Source organism: Prochlorococcus sp. MIT 1306 (genome assembly GCF_047304515.1).
GTDB lineage: Bacteria > Cyanobacteriota > Cyanobacteriia > PCC-6307 > Cyanobiaceae > Prochlorococcus > Prochlorococcus marinus_D.
In genome coordinates this window covers 1,774,437-1,789,760 of the sequence record NZ_CP138959.1, presented here as the reverse complement: position 1 = coordinate 1,789,760, position 15,324 = coordinate 1,774,437, and the positions used below count along the sequence as shown (strand labels likewise).

At 51.4% G+C, this 15,324-nt stretch carries 16 protein-coding genes and 1 tRNA gene; 12 read left to right on the top strand and 5 right to left on the bottom strand.

Features of this window, described 5'->3' with window-relative positions; translation table 11 throughout:
- Positions 1 to 222: 222 nt before the first annotated feature.
- From SIB74_RS09060 to SIB74_RS09045, 4 genes are all read left to right on the top strand, one after another.
- Complete coding sequence (locus SIB74_RS09060) at positions 223 to 393, top strand: hypothetical protein (RefSeq protein ID WP_413681669.1); 171 nt, start codon at positions 223 to 225, stop codon at positions 391 to 393.
- Between the two features lie 178 nt (positions 394 to 571).
- On the top strand, positions 572 to 3,343 hold the full coding sequence (locus SIB74_RS09055; RefSeq protein WP_197463326.1) for a tetratricopeptide repeat protein: 2,772 nt from the start codon (positions 572 to 574) through the stop codon (positions 3,341 to 3,343).
- A 72-nt stretch (positions 3,344 to 3,415) separates the two neighbouring features.
- Positions 3,416 to 4,033: a DNA-3-methyladenine glycosylase gene (locus SIB74_RS09050; RefSeq protein ID WP_063396871.1), complete on the top strand. Its 618-nt coding sequence runs from the start codon at positions 3,416 to 3,418 to the stop codon at positions 4,031 to 4,033.
- Entirely contained in the window at positions 4,030 to 5,076 is a 1,047-nt protein-coding gene (locus SIB74_RS09045) for an aspartate carbamoyltransferase catalytic subunit (RefSeq protein ID WP_063396872.1), read from the top strand. Before SIB74_RS09050 ends, SIB74_RS09045 begins: the two co-directional genes overlap by 4 nt.
- Here SIB74_RS09045 and SIB74_RS09040 read toward each other — a convergent pair.
- From SIB74_RS09040 to SIB74_RS09025, 4 genes are all read right to left on the bottom strand, one after another.
- The gene (locus SIB74_RS09040) at positions 5,019 to 6,530 is read right to left on the bottom strand and encodes an NAD(P)/FAD-dependent oxidoreductase (RefSeq protein WP_063396873.1); all 1,512 of its coding nucleotides are present in this window, start codon (positions 6,528 to 6,530) and stop codon (positions 5,019 to 5,021) included. The genes SIB74_RS09045 and SIB74_RS09040 overlap by 58 nt on opposite strands.
- A 79-nt stretch (positions 6,531 to 6,609) precedes the next feature.
- Positions 6,610 to 6,951, bottom strand: coding sequence for a DUF565 domain-containing protein (locus SIB74_RS09035; protein ID WP_011826981.1), 342 nt, complete (start codon positions 6,949 to 6,951; stop codon positions 6,610 to 6,612).
- Positions 6,952 to 7,119: 168 nt separating this feature from the next.
- Positions 7,120 to 7,320, bottom strand: coding sequence for a hypothetical protein (locus tag SIB74_RS09030; protein ID WP_011131171.1), 201 nt, complete (start codon positions 7,318 to 7,320; stop codon positions 7,120 to 7,122).
- Between the two features lie 279 nt (positions 7,321 to 7,599).
- A tRNA-Ala gene (locus SIB74_RS09025) sits at positions 7,600 to 7,672 on the bottom strand.
- A gap of 58 nt (positions 7,673 to 7,730) precedes the next feature.
- Between SIB74_RS09025 and SIB74_RS09020 the strand changes: the two genes are divergently transcribed.
- Together SIB74_RS09020 and coaBC are read left to right on the top strand one after the other, a co-directional pair.
- The gene (locus SIB74_RS09020) at positions 7,731 to 7,970 is read left to right on the top strand and encodes a DUF2555 domain-containing protein (protein ID WP_011826979.1); all 240 of its coding nucleotides are present in this window, start codon (positions 7,731 to 7,733) and stop codon (positions 7,968 to 7,970) included.
- Positions 7,960 to 9,246 (top strand): bifunctional phosphopantothenoylcysteine decarboxylase/phosphopantothenate--cysteine ligase CoaBC, encoded by a 1,287-nt coding sequence (gene coaBC / locus SIB74_RS09015; protein ID WP_063396874.1) that lies wholly within the window; start codon positions 7,960 to 7,962, stop codon positions 9,244 to 9,246. The genes SIB74_RS09020 and coaBC overlap by 11 nt, the downstream gene beginning before the upstream one ends.
- Positions 9,247 to 9,399: 153 nt before the next feature.
- Here coaBC and SIB74_RS09010 read toward each other — a convergent pair whose 3' ends face one another.
- Positions 9,400 to 9,558: a hypothetical protein gene (locus SIB74_RS09010; RefSeq protein WP_413681667.1), complete on the bottom strand. Its 159-nt coding sequence runs from the start codon at positions 9,556 to 9,558 to the stop codon at positions 9,400 to 9,402.
- A gap of 95 nt (positions 9,559 to 9,653) precedes the next feature.
- Between SIB74_RS09010 and SIB74_RS09005 the strand changes: the two genes are divergently transcribed.
- The 6 genes from SIB74_RS09005 to SIB74_RS08980 all read left to right on the top strand — a co-directional run bounded on the left by SIB74_RS09005 (position 9,654) and on the right by SIB74_RS08980 (position 15,258).
- Positions 9,654 to 10,493, top strand: a complete 840-nt coding sequence (locus SIB74_RS09005) for a photosystem II manganese-stabilizing polypeptide (RefSeq protein ID WP_063397007.1) — start codon at positions 9,654 to 9,656, stop codon at positions 10,491 to 10,493.
- Between the two features lie 155 nt (positions 10,494 to 10,648).
- The gene (sat, locus tag SIB74_RS09000; RefSeq protein ID WP_063396875.1) at positions 10,649 to 11,821 is read left to right on the top strand and encodes a sulfate adenylyltransferase; all 1,173 of its coding nucleotides are present in this window, start codon (positions 10,649 to 10,651) and stop codon (positions 11,819 to 11,821) included.
- Positions 11,822 to 11,866: 45 nt separating this feature from the next.
- Positions 11,867 to 13,714 carry an ATP-dependent zinc metalloprotease FtsH3 gene (gene ftsH3, locus SIB74_RS08995; protein ID WP_011826974.1) on the top strand — a complete coding sequence of 616 codons (1,848 nt, stop codon included), beginning with the start codon at positions 11,867 to 11,869 and terminating at the stop codon, positions 13,712 to 13,714.
- Between the two features lie 250 nt (positions 13,715 to 13,964).
- On the top strand, positions 13,965 to 14,120 hold the full coding sequence (locus tag SIB74_RS08990) for a hypothetical protein (protein ID WP_156486179.1): 156 nt from the start codon (positions 13,965 to 13,967) through the stop codon (positions 14,118 to 14,120).
- Positions 14,121 to 14,204: 84 nt separating this feature from the next.
- On the top strand, positions 14,205 to 14,387 hold the full coding sequence (locus SIB74_RS08985; RefSeq protein WP_413681665.1) for a hypothetical protein: 183 nt from the start codon (positions 14,205 to 14,207) through the stop codon (positions 14,385 to 14,387).
- Between the two features lie 61 nt (positions 14,388 to 14,448).
- Entirely contained in the window at positions 14,449 to 15,258 is an 810-nt protein-coding gene (locus SIB74_RS08980; RefSeq protein WP_413681664.1) for a hypothetical protein, read from the top strand.
- Positions 15,259 to 15,324 lie beyond the last annotated feature (66 nt).

The following is a 15,324-nucleotide window of genomic DNA, read 5'->3' as shown; positions in this document are numbered from 1 at the left end:
AAGAGCTTTGGGGAGATGCGGAAGAGGCTCTGAGAGATCTAAACCTCTGTGGAAATTCTATAGAGCCTAAATAGATACAGGATCAAGTCTGATGAGATTTTGCTCAAGGGATAAGAAAAGCACTTCCTAAATGTGATGCTGCTTGACATCTCAGAGAGCTTCTCTGTGCTACCGCCAGGCTGATTTCAATAAGGCTTCATTAGTCAATCAACGCTGAAGACAATGCTAAAAACACCAACAAGCAATACCTCCTTTAATCCAAGAGAGAAGTCCTTCTTCCAATACTTGGAGGAAGAGATGATGAAAAAGACAAAGATGAGTAAGTCAGGTGGCTACAAGCAAGCGTTGCTGGCGTATCACTCCAAGCTGACGGAATCAGCCGTTATTCGCTGAAGGTGTCAGGATGCTGAAGATCAATAACCGAAAACCAGAAGCTCAGGTGAAGGAGATCCAGCAGCAAGCGCCGTATGCATTTGCGGACGAGTATTTGATGGCAAGAAACACTAGGTATCTTGAGGCAGTGAAGCGAGGCAATAAGTTGCAGTAAACTGGCAAAAGAGAGAGATGGCTGGTGAATCAAGAGGAGGTCATGCAGCTACTGGAGGCAGCAGTGGAGGCATATCAGGGTAAAGATCTTGATGGTGCTGAGGCTATTTTTAAGCAGATTCTTGCAGTGAATCCTAAGGAGCCAAATGCACTGCATCTCTTGGGATGCATTTATAAAGATCGTGGACAGCTGGAACAGGCTGTTGATTTAATCCAGGCTTCTATTCGAGAAGATGCTAGTAATCCGATTGCCTTTCTTAATCTAGGCAAGATTCTTGCGATTGCTGGTCAGCATGAGAATGCTGCTTTTGTCTTTCAGGAGTCTTTGAAAAGAAATCAGCAGATTCCTGAAGCATGGTTTTGTTTTGGGAATGCTTTAAGGGTGATGGAGAAAAATAAAGAAGCAATGCAGGCATACCGCAAAACGTTGGAGCTGAATCCTGGTCTTGCTGAAGCAGCTTCCAACTTGGGGGCACTGCTCACTGACGAGAGTGAGTTGGATGAAGCTGAAGACTTGTTTGTTAAAGCAATTCAAAAGACTCCCAGTGATGTAAATTTGCGAATTAACTATGGAAATTTATTGTCAAGGAAGGTAGAGCATTCTGCGGCAATAAAGCAATATCAGCTTGCTCTGCCTTTGGCTCCTAATTCTCCAGAGCTGATCTTTAATTACGCCAACTCATTGAAAGAAGTGGGAGAGGTAGAGGAGGCGATTGGGAGTTATCGAAAGGCAATCGAGTTGAAGTCTGATTTTGTGGATGCTTATTTGGGATTAGGGAATGTATTGAAGGAAAAGGGAGAGTTAGAGGAAGCAATTGGGAGTTATCGAAAGGCAATCGAGTTGAAGTCTGATTATGTGGATGCTTATTTGGGATTAGGGAATGTATTGAAGGAAAAGGGAGAGTTAGAGGAAGCAATTGGGAGTTATCGAAAGGCAATCGAGTTGAAGTCTGATTATGTGGATGCTTATTTGGGATTAGGGAATGTATTGAAGGAAAAGGGAGAGTTAGAGGAAGCAATTGGGAGTTATCGAAAGGCAATCGAGTTGAAGTCTGATTATGTGGATGCTTATTTGGGATTAGGCAATGTCTTCAGAGAGTTGGGAGATGCCGAGGCCGCGATTGGGAGTTATCGAAAGGCGATCGAAGTGAAGCCTGGCTTTGTAATTGCGTATATGGGGTTAGGCAATGTTTTCAGAGAGTTGGGAGATGCCGAGGCCGCGATTGGGAGTTATCAGAAGGCAATCGAGTTGAAGTCCGATTTTGTGTATGCCTATTTGGGGTTAGGGTTTGTATTGAAAGAAGAGGGAAAGGTTGAGGAAGCGATTGCGAGTTATCGGAAGGCAATCGAGTTGAAGCCAGATTTTGCAAATGCTTATTTGGTGTTAGGGAATGTATTGAAGGAGTTGGGAGATGATGAGGGGGCTATTGAAAGTTTTTACAAGGCAATCGAGGTAAAGCCTGATTTTATTGACGCACTTTCCCGGCTTGCAGGCGAGCTAAGTCGGATAGAGAGTTTTGATGAAGCGATTTCTCTTTATAAGCGTGTGTTGTTGGTCGATAGTCAGCATATGAATTCAATTGCTGGATTGGGCTGGTGTTTTATTAAGAGTGGGAAGTCAGAAGAGGCAATTGACTATTACTTCCAAGTGATTCAGCAGTCGCCATCTAATACAGATGCGATCTTCTTTTTGTTTGAAGTTATCAGAGGAAATTTAAGTGGAAAGATGCATCAAGATTTCTCCTATTCGGCTTGCTTGCTTGATAAAAGCTTGGAGTTAATGGGCGTCTCGCGAATTGTTGCTTTTGGCGACTCTCATGTGCAGCTTTTTGAGGATCGAGACGAGATTGAAGTGAATTATGTCGGAGCATCCACTGCTTATAACCTGGTCAAGGAAAACTCTTCCACCGGTGGGCGGCGGCAAGTCTTAAATCGTGTTAGGCGGATGAATTCTGGTGAAGAGGCTGTGATGCTCTGCTTTGGAGAAGTCGATGTCCGCGTCAATATCCTTAGATATTGCTATCAGCAGGGTCTCTCTATTGAGGCATGCGTGGAAGATGTTGTTTCTAGATATATTGCTTTTGCGAGCGAGATTGCCTCTTACGGTCTCCAGGTGGTGATATACGGCGGTTATGGAGCTGGCGGCGATAGAAATTCTTTTGGCAGCGACCGAGAAAGGAATTATGCCGCAAAATGCCTTCATACCAGACTATTCGAGTTGTGTAGGCAAAGGGGTCTTGTCTATTTTTCGCTGCATGATCTATCTTTCAATGAAGAGACTCTGTCTACTGACACTTCTTATTTGTCGGATGGTTTCCATCTTTATTCTGAAGACAATGGCTCGAGGCGGGAAATTCACTTGCTTCTGTTTGAGAGGATGTATGGAGCGGCTAGTGCTCTATATTCCACTGCTGAGCTAGACGTTTGTCCCCAATTGATTTTGGGAAATGTGGGCTGTAGTTATTCTTTGAGAAAAGGGGAATTGGTATTTGGTCGTATCTCATGGGATGACGATATAGATATGCTCGAGTCTGTAGTTTTTGATTTGAGATCTTTTGTTTGTTTAGAGTCGATTGATCTGGAGTTTGATGAGGATTTGGGTGCGGGCGGGTTGAAATTGTTCTTAGATGGCTGTCAGGCTGATGTTGAAGTCATCAAGGAAAATTCCAGTCAGTGGCATTTGCGTCCCAAAGGGCAACCTGTCTCGTTAATTGGGCGTTATCCAATGCTCAAAGCGGAATCAAGCGTGTTGTCTTCGCTTAAGGGAATTTCTTATAAGAAGAAGTTTCTTGTTTGATGTCGCGCTGAGATTGATGCCTCAACGCTTGTATTGCTGTCATAAGCCAGAAAACAAGCCACCCTGGAAGGTATGGAGGCGTTACCGCTGAGTTTCTATGAGCGACCTGCAGAGGTGGTGGGCCCCGAGCTGATTGGCTGCAGGTTGGTGAAACGCCAAGAAGACGGAAGCCTGCTTTGGGGCGTGATTGTGGAAACGGAGGCGTATTCACAGGATGAGCCTGCCTGCCACGGCTGTCGCAGGCGTTCGCCGCAGAACGAAACGCTGTTTGGCGAGCCTGGTCGGTTTTATGTGTATGTGAGCTATGGCATCCACCACTGCGTGAATGTGGTCACCGATCGTGCTGAATGGGCCAATGGTGTTTTATTGAGGGCGATTGCGCTGCCGGATGAACCGGAACGCGTCGCGGCGGGTCCCGCTTTATTGGCGCGTCGTTTTGGTTTGGATCGCTCCCATGACAGGGCAGCCGTCACAGGAGAGAATGACGTGTGGCTGGCACCTAGGCCAGCTGATTTCGGTACGCCAACGATTGTGAGCACAACCAGGATCGGTATCTCTCAAGGACAAGACATTCCTTGGCGTTGGTATCTCAAGAACTGTCGCAGCATTAGTCGCCGTGCCAAGGGAGATCGCACGCCGCCTTTGCAACAAGCCTGGGCTCTTGCTCCTGTTGTCAGTGATGGCCAATGACCGGCTGGTCCCATCGACACATCCTTGATCTGGCCAGCTTCTCCCTTGAGGATTACAGCTCTGTTCTGGAGCTAGCGCATCGCTTCCGCTCCATGCCTGTCAAGGGTGCACGAAAGTTGCCGGCGTTGCAGGGGCGTTTGGTGGCAACGTTGTTTTTTGAGCCCAGTACGCGCACCCGAAGCAGCTTTGAGTTGGCGGCCCGTCGTCTTTCGGCTGATGTGCAGAGTTTCACTCCAGCCAGCAGTTCACTCAGCAAAGGAGAGACTTTGCTTGATACAGCTCGCACTTATGTGGCGATGGGGGCTGATGTTCTGGTGGTGCGTCATAGCTCGACCAGCGTTCCCGAACAACTTGCTTGTGCTTTAGATCGTTCAGGCGAACGCACTGCCGTGCTCAATGGTGGCGATGGGCTGCATAGTCATCCCAGCCAGGGATTGCTTGATCTCTATACCCTCGCCCATCATTTCGATCCGGATCACCCTCTGCCTGAAGCCCTTCAGGGCAAGCGGATCGTGATTGTTGGAGACGTTCTCCATTCACGTGTGGCGCGATCCAATCTTTGGGCACTCACTGCCTGCGGTGCAGATGTTGTGTTGTGCGGCCCGCCGAGCCTTGTGCCTCAAGATTTTGTCGCTTTTGTCGAGGCGCCACCTCCTGGTCAATCACATGACCCTGTTCAACATCGTGGTTGTGTAGAGGTGGTGCGAACCCTTGAGGAGGCCTTGCCTGGCGCGGATGCAGTGATGACTTTGAGGTTGCAGAAGGAAAGGATGCATCAGCATTTGCTTACTGATCTCAACCGCTTTCATCGTGATTATGGGCTCACCCACGAGCGCCTCAAGTTATGCGGGAAGCCTGTACCTCTGCTCCATCCTGGGCCTGTGAACAGAGGGGTTGAGTTGGGTGGATCATTACTGGATGATCACTCCATCAGTCTTGTCGAAGAGCAGGTGCGCAATGGCATTCCTATCCGCATGGCCTTGCTTTATTTGATGGCAGCTGTTGAGTCTTCCCCAGATCCTTCCTTAGCAGCCATCGGCTGAGGAGCTATGCCTGCGATCTGAGTGCTGTAGTACTTCATGGCGGCTTGTAGTGCTGCGTCCGGTGCTGCGATTGAGGGGCCTAAACCAGGCTGCATTGGGAAATGAGCATCTGGGGCATCAATGTCGATGTGCTGGCTGGGCATTCCCGTGAGCAGCATCGATGAGCGTTGTTGAGACACCACGGCGACTAACCATTTAAAAAGCAGCGTGATGCGGTTCTCTGGGTTGGGCATGAAGGCCAAGTGGGCAAGAGCCCAGCACATCCAGCCAATCCCTCCTGAGAATTTGAAGCCACGCAGATCTGCCACCGCTGCCACACGATCAAGAACCGCCATGCTGCCGAAATCAAACCAGTTGAATGTTGGCCGGGATGACCCGCTCACTAGTGCAGCGATGTCTTTGCCCACAAATCCGCCGGCTTGGGTAGCTGGGCCGGCCATGCCAGGTAGGGGTGTCTGATTGGTTGTGTGCCGATAGGAGCAGAGGTCTCCAACGACTCGGATTTCGGGATGGCCGGCAACGGAGAAGTCTGGTTCCACAACGATTCGCCCCCCCTTGTCGAGTTCACAACCGACCGAGTCGGCCAAATTGCGGCCGAGGTGCGAAGGACGCACGCCAGCTGTCCAGATCACTGTTGCGGCCTGAAGATACTGATCACCATTCGGGGTGCTAATCATCACCTCTCCGGGTTGCATGGACTGCACCCTGCCTTTGAAAACCATTTTTACACCGAGTGATTCGAGAGTCGTGCGGGCTGATTTCGACAACATTTCAGGCATGGCGCGCAGCACCCTTTCGCCAGGATCAACCAAGTAGATCTTGGTTTGGTCCGGATTGAGTTGTTTGAATTCACGGCGCATGGCATTGCGCATTAACTCAGATACGGCTCCTGCCATCTCACAGCCAGTGGGCCCTGCACCCACAATCACGACGCTCTGTAGGAATTGACGGGCGTTGGGGTCGGGTGTTTGTTCGGCCTGCTCCATCGCCATCAGCAGTCGACGACGGATTTCTTCGGCGTGCTCAAGGATTTTCATCGGTGGAGCAAAGCTGCGCCATTCCTCATGCCCGAAATAGGTGCTGCCAGATCCGGTGGCGAGCACGAGGTAGTCGTAACTCAAGCTTTTGTTATTGAAAACGATCTGTTTGTCTTGCGGATTGAGCTGGGTGACTTCACCGAGCAGAACTTGCACATTGAATTGCCTGCCAACCAATTGGCGTAGGGGGGTGGCAACATCTCCTTTGGAGACAAGGCCTGTAGCGACTTGGTAGAGGAGAGGTTGGAAGAGGTTGAAATTTCTTTTGTCGATCAGAGTGACGCGCACCTCTGTATTTGCTAGAGCTTTGCAAGCACGCACTCCTGCGAACCCACCACCAATAATCAAAACATGGGGTGCACGGCGTAGGCGTTCTTCTGGTGGCTCTAATTCGAGGAAGAAGTGCTCTTTGCCCATGCTCCCTCTGATGATGGTGTTACTTAAAGGATATGGAGCATGTTGGCAATTTCCTTTGAGGTCATTCTTCTCACTTAGATCACAACAACTTGAAGCCTTCTAGTAGCAGGCCGTAAAGCAGACCAATCCTTGCCATGTCTAATAATTGACGGGCCAGAACGGCCCGTTTGGGAGCAGGCCACTGGCGCCGTAATCGCACCATCACTTCCCAAATCACGACAGTGAGAAGGGCTCCGATGGGGTCCATGAGGTCTAACGCGCCACTGATCGTTCCAACCGAGCTGCCTAACAGAAAGGTTATTAATAAAACGATCACAAACAGTGAGCTTCTCCGCCATGGGTTCACAGCCCAAAATTCCAGTCGTTCACCTGCTTGACCAACACTGCGTTGAAAGCGAGTGAACTGAAGCTGTTGGGGCATAAGTAAAAACTGGCAGGGTTGGATTGAGTTGAACCCCCATCACCCAGCCTGGAATCCTTCCAGACCCTTTTGCAAAACTTGTAGCGTATGTGTCTTCATTCTCTCCAATAGTTAGTGGATTTGAAGAAAAAAGCTTGCTAGGCAGGGTGTGGCAAGTGATCTGGGCGATTAACTAGCTTCAGCTTTGGCTTTACGCGATGACTTGCCTTCGAGTAGCTCAAGCAAAGCTTCCATTTGTGCCATGACTCCACGCACCTCGCCTGCTTCGGGGAGAAGGCCATCTTCCATGACTCCTTGATGCATTTCTCGTAGCTCTTGGCGGATGTAGCGAAGATGACTCACCACCTGTTCACGTTTTGATTGCGACATTGAGGACCAGATCCTTCTTCACTCTCTTTTAACGCATGGACTGTCAAAGAGTGCTGATGTCCGCATGTCAGATTTCCTGCAAGGGCAATTAAGGCAAATGTGAGTAGGGCTGAAGGACGTGTGATCACCGTCATCGTGACAAGACCTGCCAGTCCAATCAGGATCTGATGTTTGTGCTTACGGATACTTCGAAGAGGAGACTCCATGGCCTTAAGACTTGTCTAAGCGGATTTGCATCTGACAGCCTCTCTATAGCAATCGATCTCGTTGAGACCTGAATGGAGAATAGGGGATTCGAACCCCTGACCTCTGCGGTGCGATCACAGCGCTCTACCAACTGAGCTAATTCCCCAGCGGCAGGAACCTAGCGTCCAGGCAGAATGGAGCTGCTCTTTACTTGAGCAAACTCCATGCGGAACTCCAAGCTGCTTTCCATGGATATTGCTGGTGCGATTACTCCAGAACGTCTTGAGGCCTTTGATGATGAGGCAACTGCGGTACTTGCTAGGCGTCTTGAAGATGACGATTACCCCACGCCCTTTGCCGGGTTAGGCGATTGGCATCTATTGAGGGCTTTGGCGATTCATCGCCCTGAGCTGACAGCTCCATACGTGCATCTGATCGATCAGGAACCCTTCGATGAAGATTGAGGCGGCACGCCCTCTGATGGGTCGCCGTCTGCTTGTAGCAGTCACTGGCAGTATCGCGGCTGTTAAAACACCATTGCTGGTGAGTGCTCTGATCAAGGCCGGCGCTGAGGTGCGCTGTCTTGTGACTCCTAGTGCTGCTCGTCTAGTTAGCCCTGTTGCTCTGGCCAGTCTTAGTAGGCATCGCTGCTACAAGGATGAGGATCAATGGAATTCGAGTGAACCTCGTCCTTTACATGTGGCCCTGGCTGAATGGGCTGAGCTTGTCATTGTCGCTCCTTTAAGTGCAACGAGTCTTGCTCGCTGGACGCAGGGGCTTGCAGATGGGCTGCTGGCAAGTTTGTTGCTGGCTTGTGAACGGCCGGTGCTTGCAGCGGCAGCAATGAACACTGCCATGTGGTCCAATCCTGCCGTGAGGAGGAACTGGCAAGAGTTGCAGACTGATCCACGCGTGCTGCCATTGGCACCTGAATCTGGGCTGCTGGCCTGTGATCGGATCGGGGATGGCCGCATGGCCGATCCGCAGTTGATTGAGCTGGCTGTGGTGAGTGGGCTTTTGCAGGCTGATGAGACAGGCAGGCTGCAACGCGATTGGCAAGGGCGAAGGTTGTTGGTGACCGCTGGATCGACAGTGGAGGTTTTGGATCCAGCCAGGCTGTTGATCAATCGCAGCAGCGGCCGTATGGGGGTGTTGCTGGCGCAGGCAGCTCGGCTACGCGGTGCCCAGGTGGATTTGGTGCATGGTCCTTTGAAACTACCTGTTGCTTGGTTGGAGGGGTTGGCGTCCTATCCAGTGGCAAGCGCAGATGAGATGCAGAACATGCTGGCGCAGCTGCAGTCCAAAGCAGATGCAGTGGCAATGGCGGCGGCGGTTGCGGACGTCCGTCGGGTTAACCCTGCTCAGACTGAGAAACTTTCGAAGGATTGCTTGCTTCAGTCTTTTTCTCAGGGCTGGGAGCAAGTCCCTGACCTTCTAGCTGAGCTTGTTCTCAGGCGACCAGCTGGTCAGGTTCTGCTTGGTTTTGCTGCTCTAACTGGTAATGAAGCTCAGATTCAGCAGCTTGGTGAGGAAAAGCGTCTTCGCAAAGGCTGTGATCTGCTGATGGCGAATCCGATTGATCGCCCTGGTCAGGGTTTTGAGGAGGATTGCAATGGTGGTTGGTTGCTTGCTGCCGGTGGCAGCGTCCGTTCTTTACCTGTTACGTCCAAGCTGGCATTGGCGCATCAGTTGCTTGATGCCATTTTGGAGGTTCAGGTCGTGATTTCGACGCCATCTTGACCAAGTAGATCGATGAAAGTGCGCAGTTGCAGCCTTGGGATATATGGCCAGCCTCCGCTTTTCTCCATGGTCTGAAGCAGGGTGCAAAGGTCTTGACGGTCTTCCGGCAAGCTTTGGCGAAAGGGACCTTTCTGGATATCGCGATGGATCGTTTCAATCTCCCGGCATTAATGCCAGCAGGGTCTCTGCCTGTTTGAGCTCATCGGCCACCTCTCCTATTTCAGTTGTCAGTGGGGCTATACGGCCTTTTATGGCGTCTTCGCTGTGGGTGGTCACTGAGCCCGGTAAGCGACGGGTTGTTGAGAGGTGCAAGAGGCTAGCCGTAACGCCTATTTGTGCCCTGTAGGATCCAAACGATCATTTTGGGCGGTTCATCCCGCAGTTATCTGGCCTTTCGGCTTCTTCCCATGCTGTTTCGTCCTTTGCTGGCCCTGGTGCTGGCTTTCTGTCTCACCTTTGTAGCTGCCCCAAGCAGTGTGTCCGCCGCAATCACAGATGGCGCGGGCAATAGCGATTTCGTTGTTGGCAATGAACGCGCTAATGCACGTTTTGGCAACATCGTTAATACCGGTAGAGCAAACGATTGCCCAACCATCGCCGCTGGTTCAAGTGGATCCATCAGCATTGGTTCTGGCGATACTCTCAGCGACATTTGCTTGCAACCCACTGAGGTGTTTGTGAAGGTTTCGCCTACAAAGCGCAAAAAAGCTGATTTCGCTAAAACTAAGATCATCAGCCCATCCAATAACACCACTATTGAGCAGGTTTTCGGAGACATTTCTGGTTCTGGCGCCTTCGCTGAAAAGGGTGGTATTGACTTTCAATTAATTACCGTCCTCGCACCTAATGGTGAGGAAGTGCCTTTTGTCTTCTCAGCTAAAGACATGCAGGTGGATTCAAACAGTTCTTCAATCTCGGTTGGTACTGAGTTCAAAGGCACAACAAGGACACCTAGTTACCGCACTAGTAACTTCCTTGATCCCAAAAGTCGTGCTTTGACTACAGGTGTTGACTATGCCCAAGGCCTCGTTGCATTGGGTGGTGATGACAAGGATCTTCAGACTGAAAATGTCAAGCGCTATATCGATGGCAAGGGTCAAATCACCCTTTCTGTCGATAGTGTTGACGCTGGCTCCAATGAATTTGCTGGCACCTTCGTCGCATTACAGACTGCTGATACAGACATGGGTTCTAAGGAAGCTCGTGATCTCAAGATCTCTGGGGTCCTCTATGGCCGTAAGGGCTGATTAGAAGACTTCTCATCGTCTCCAATCCCAATCAACTGAATATTTTTCAAGGGGGCCTATGGGCCCCTTTTTTTTGACCATGCTTTAGTTGCGCCTGGTCTTAGCTGAGCAAAACCATCCGTCTGGGAGAATCTCCCGGCATCCCCAGGCTTGTCATGATTGCCAGTCCCTCTGCATCTGCCCAGTCTCCCGGCGTGATCGCCCCCTATGGAGGGACACTGGTGGATTTGATGGTGGCTACTGATCAGCAGGAAGCTGTCAAGGCCAGTGCCAATCTTGTGTTGGAGTGCTCAGATCGCAATGCTTGCGATCTGGAGTTGCTTGTCGGTGGAGGCTTTTCGCCTGAGCGGGGCTTTATGCATCAGGGTGATTACGACGCTGTTGTTGCAGGCCATCGCACTCTTTCCGGCTATCTTTTCGGCCTGCCAATCGTGATGGATACCGATCGAGAGGATGTAGCGATCGGTGATCGGGTGTTGCTGAGTTACAAGGGTCAGGATTTGGCAGTTCTTCAAGTCGAGGACAAATGGGAGCCCGACAAGGTGGTGGAAGCCAAAGGTTGCTATGGCACCACCTCTCTAGAACATCCCGCTGTGCGCATGATTGCCACTGAACGCAAGCGCTTTTATCTCGGGGGCACCTTGCAGGGTTTGGAGTTGCCTAAGCGTATTTTTCCTTGCAAGAGCCCTGCTCAGGTTCGGGCGGAACTTCCTGCCGGGGAGGACGTTGTTGCCTTTCAGTGTCGCAATCCCATTCATCGCGCTCACTACGAGTTGTTTACGCGAGCCTTGCATGCCAGCAATGTGAGCGAGAACGCTGTTGTGTTAGTGCATCCAACCTGTGGACCAACTCAGCAGGATGATATCCCTGGTGGCGTACGTTTTCAGACCTATGAGCGGTTGGCTGCTGAGGTAGATAATCCCCGCATTCGCTGGGCCTATCTTCCCTATGCCATGCATATGGCAGGTCCGCGCGAAGCCCTGCAACACATGATTATTCGCCGTAATTATGGATGTACCCATTTCATCATCGGTCGTGACATGGCCGGATGTAAGTCCTCCCTTAGCGGCGATGACTTCTATGGCCCTTACGACGCGCAGAACTTTGCACAGGAATGTGCAGGAGAGCTGGCAATGGAAACGGTCCCCTCGTTGAATCTTGTTTTCACTGAAGAGGAGGGCTACGTCACTGCCGAGCATGCCGAGGCTCGTGGATTACATGTCAAGAAGCTCAGCGGTACGCAGTTTCGCAAGATGTTGAGAAGTGGCGAGGAGATCCCTGAGTGGTTCGCCTTCCGTAGCGTGGTTGAGGTGCTGAGAGCCACGTGATTCCCTGAGCCCGAATAACATTCTTTCATTACAGGCAGGAGAATCTTGGATAAACGCTGGCGCAACGTAGGCCTTTACGTTCTTCTGGTGGTCGTGGTGGTCGTGGTCGGCACGGCCTTCCTCGGCAAACCTGGCACGACTGAGCGGGAGACTCTCCGCTACAGCGAATTCGTTGAAGCAGTTCAGGACAACCAAGTGAGTCGTGTGCTGATCTCCCCAGACCAGGCGACCGCTCAGGTTGTTGAAAGCGATGGTCGACGCGCGGATGTCAACCTTGCCCCTGACAAGGACCTTTTGAAGTTGTTAACGGATCACAACGTTGATATTGCTGTTCAACCAACCCGCCAGGCAGGTGCTTGGCAACAGGCCGCCGGAAGTTTGATTTTCCCCTTGTTGTTATTGGGTGGACTTTTCTTTCTCTTCAGACGTTCTCAGAGTGGCGGCGGCGGTGGTAACCCTGCCATGAATTTTGGCAAGAGCAAGGCCAGAGTTCAGATGGAGCCGTCCACTCAGGTCACCTTTAGTGATGTTGCTGGGATCGAAGGGGCAAAGCTTGAACTTACCGAAGTCGTTGACTTTCTCAAAAACCCTGATCGATTTACTGCTGTTGGCGCAAAAATCCCCAAAGGTGTTCTGCTTGTAGGCCCTCCTGGAACTGGCAAAACACTGCTGGCCAAAGCAGTGGCTGGTGAAGCGGCGGTGCCGTTCTTCTCGATTTCAGGCTCGGAGTTTGTCGAGATGTTTGTTGGGGTTGGTGCCAGTCGAGTCCGTGACCTATTTGAGCAGGCCAAGAAGAACGCTCCTTGCATTGTTTTCATTGATGAAATTGATGCGGTGGGTCGGCAGCGGGGCGCTGGCCTTGGCGGTGGCAACGATGAGCGTGAGCAGACTCTTAACCAGCTGCTGACTGAAATGGATGGTTTCGAGGGCAATACCGGCATCATCATCGTGGCGGCCACCAATCGGCCTGATGTGCTTGATTCGGCGTTGATGCGCCCTGGTCGCTTTGACCGACAGGTTGTTGTGGAGCGCCCTGATTACAGCGGTCGCCTGCAGATCCTCAATGTGCATGCCCGCGATAAGACCCTGTCCAAGGATGTTGATCTCGACAAAGTGGCGCGGCGCACACCAGGCTTCACAGGGGCTGATCTTGCCAACTTGCTCAATGAAGCGGCAATCCTCGCAGCTCGTCGAGAGCTCACAGAAGTGAGCAATGATGAGATTAGCGACGCCATTGAGCGGGTCATGGCTGGTCCTGAGAAGAAGGATCGTGTCATGAGTGAACGGCGTAAGCAACTGGTTGCTTATCACGAGTCTGGTCATGCCCTGGTAGGAGCCCTTATGCCTGATTACGACTCAGTGCAGAAGATTTCCATCATTCCTCGTGGTCAGGCTGGTGGTCTCACATTCTTCACCCCGAGTGAGGAGCGGATGGAGTCTGGTCTCTATTCCAGGGCTTATTTGCAGAACCAGATGGCTGTTGCTCTGGGTGGTCGAGTTGCAGAAGAAATCGTCTACGGCGAAGACGAGGTGACCACTGGTGCATCCAATGACCTTCAACAGGTCGCTCAGGTCGCCAGGCAGATGGTGACGAGGTTCGGGATGAGCGACAAGCTTGGTCCAGTCGCTTTGGGGCGGTCTCAGGGAGGGATGTTCCTTGGTCGTGACATCGCCTCTGAACGCGATTTCTCTGAAGACACTGCAGCGATTATCGATGCAGAGGTCTCTGATCTGGTTGATGTGGCTTACAAGCGTGCCACCAAAGTCTTGATCGAGAATCGTTCTGTTCTTGATGAGTTAGCGGATTTGCTTGTCGAGAAGGAAACTGTTGATGCTCAGGATTTGCAGGACTTGCTGATCCGACGCGATGTCAGGGTTGCTGAATACGTCTGAGCGCTGGGGTGATTGTCTCTGGCTTGATAGACAAGAGGTCTTGATAGCCTTACTAAGTGCTCAGCCCTTGTTTCAGTTAAGGCATAGCGTTTAAGACCATCTTGAGTGATGTGGCTCCAGATCGTCTTTGTTTGCAGTTTTCGAGCAGTTGCATCTTGTCGGAGTTCGGCATAGGCAGCTGGCCTGGTCTGCTCATCCTGGTTGGATGTCTTTGATGAGGGAGCTGTAGGAGTGCTTTGCAGGGCTCTGCATGGGAACAGCTTCTATGAGCTGTCCAGAAGCCTTGCCGTCTGTGGCAGAGCTAGGCCTTGCTTATGCCATGACTTCATCATTGGCATGCCGACCTTCATCAGCAGGCGCGGGACATGTATTAGGTGCTTGTGCCTGTGCTGTTCACTCCCATTGAGATCCAGCAGGCTTAACGTTGTCGATTGCCGGCTCGTTCAGTTGCTCTCTGCATCAGTTTTTTGGGGCTGACTACTGGCGTTAGTTGGCAGGACCGATGAAGGCTTTGCCCTGTCTGATTGCAGCGGGTGGGCTGACGCTTCAAGGCTTCATCCCTTGGCTTAATGAGGGGTATGACGCTGTTGCTTTGGGACGTGAGCTGGTTCAACAGGGGTGGCTTGATCATTCATTGAAGGCTTGTTTGAAGCCTCCGGCAACGACAGGCTAACTTCGACTATTTGTTGACATTCGGTTGAGATGCTACATATAAGATAGCTATTTATTCTTCAATGTCTCAGCTAACCATCAAGCTCAGTGTTAAAGCCGATGCTCTGATCGCACAGCTTCAGAAGGAGATCTTTAATCGTCGCCGTAAGAAGGTCAGCGCAGCTGGAGTGGTGGAAACCTTGGTCGAAAGCGGTGCCAAGTCTCAGTCAGACAAGCGCTTTGCGACGTCCTGGACCAATTTGATCAAGGACATCGAAAAGGCAGCCAAGCTCGCCAATACCCATGGCAGCAAGCCTTCAAATCTCACTGCTGATGAGTGGGCCATGGTGTTGACTCATCGCAGTCGTGGTCCAGGTAAATCAACGAGTAAGACTCCTGCAAAGAAAGCCTCTGCTGCTAAAGCCCCTGCAAAGAAAGCCTCTGCTGCTAAAGCCCCTGCGAAGAAAGCCTCTGCTGCTAAAGCCCCTGCGAAGAAAGCCTCTGCTGCTAAAGCCCCTGCGAAGAAAGCCTCTGCTGCTAAAGCCCCTGCGAAGAAAGCCTCTGCTGCTAAAGCCCCTGCGAAGAAAGCCTCTGCTGCTAAAGCCCCTGCAAAGAAAGCCTCTGCTGCTAAAGCCCCTGCGAAGAAAGCCTCTGCTGCTAAAGCCCCTGCAAAGAAAACCTCTGCTGCCAAGGCCTCCGCGAAGAAGTCTTCCAGCACATCAGTTGGCACGTCGCGACCAGCTCGCCGTGCACGCAAAGCTAGTGGGAGCAAAAGTATTGTTGCCTCCACGTCTGTAGCAAAACGCATGGCGAAGGCAGCTGGTCGTCTCGGGACCTCTGTCGTTAGCTCGGCTGTTGGCGCCAACGGTAGCGTTCCATTAGAGCTCAAATGAGCACTTGATGCTTGGAGGTGACTGGCTGATCCAGTGCCTCCATTTGTCTTTTAAGGCCTCGGGCGA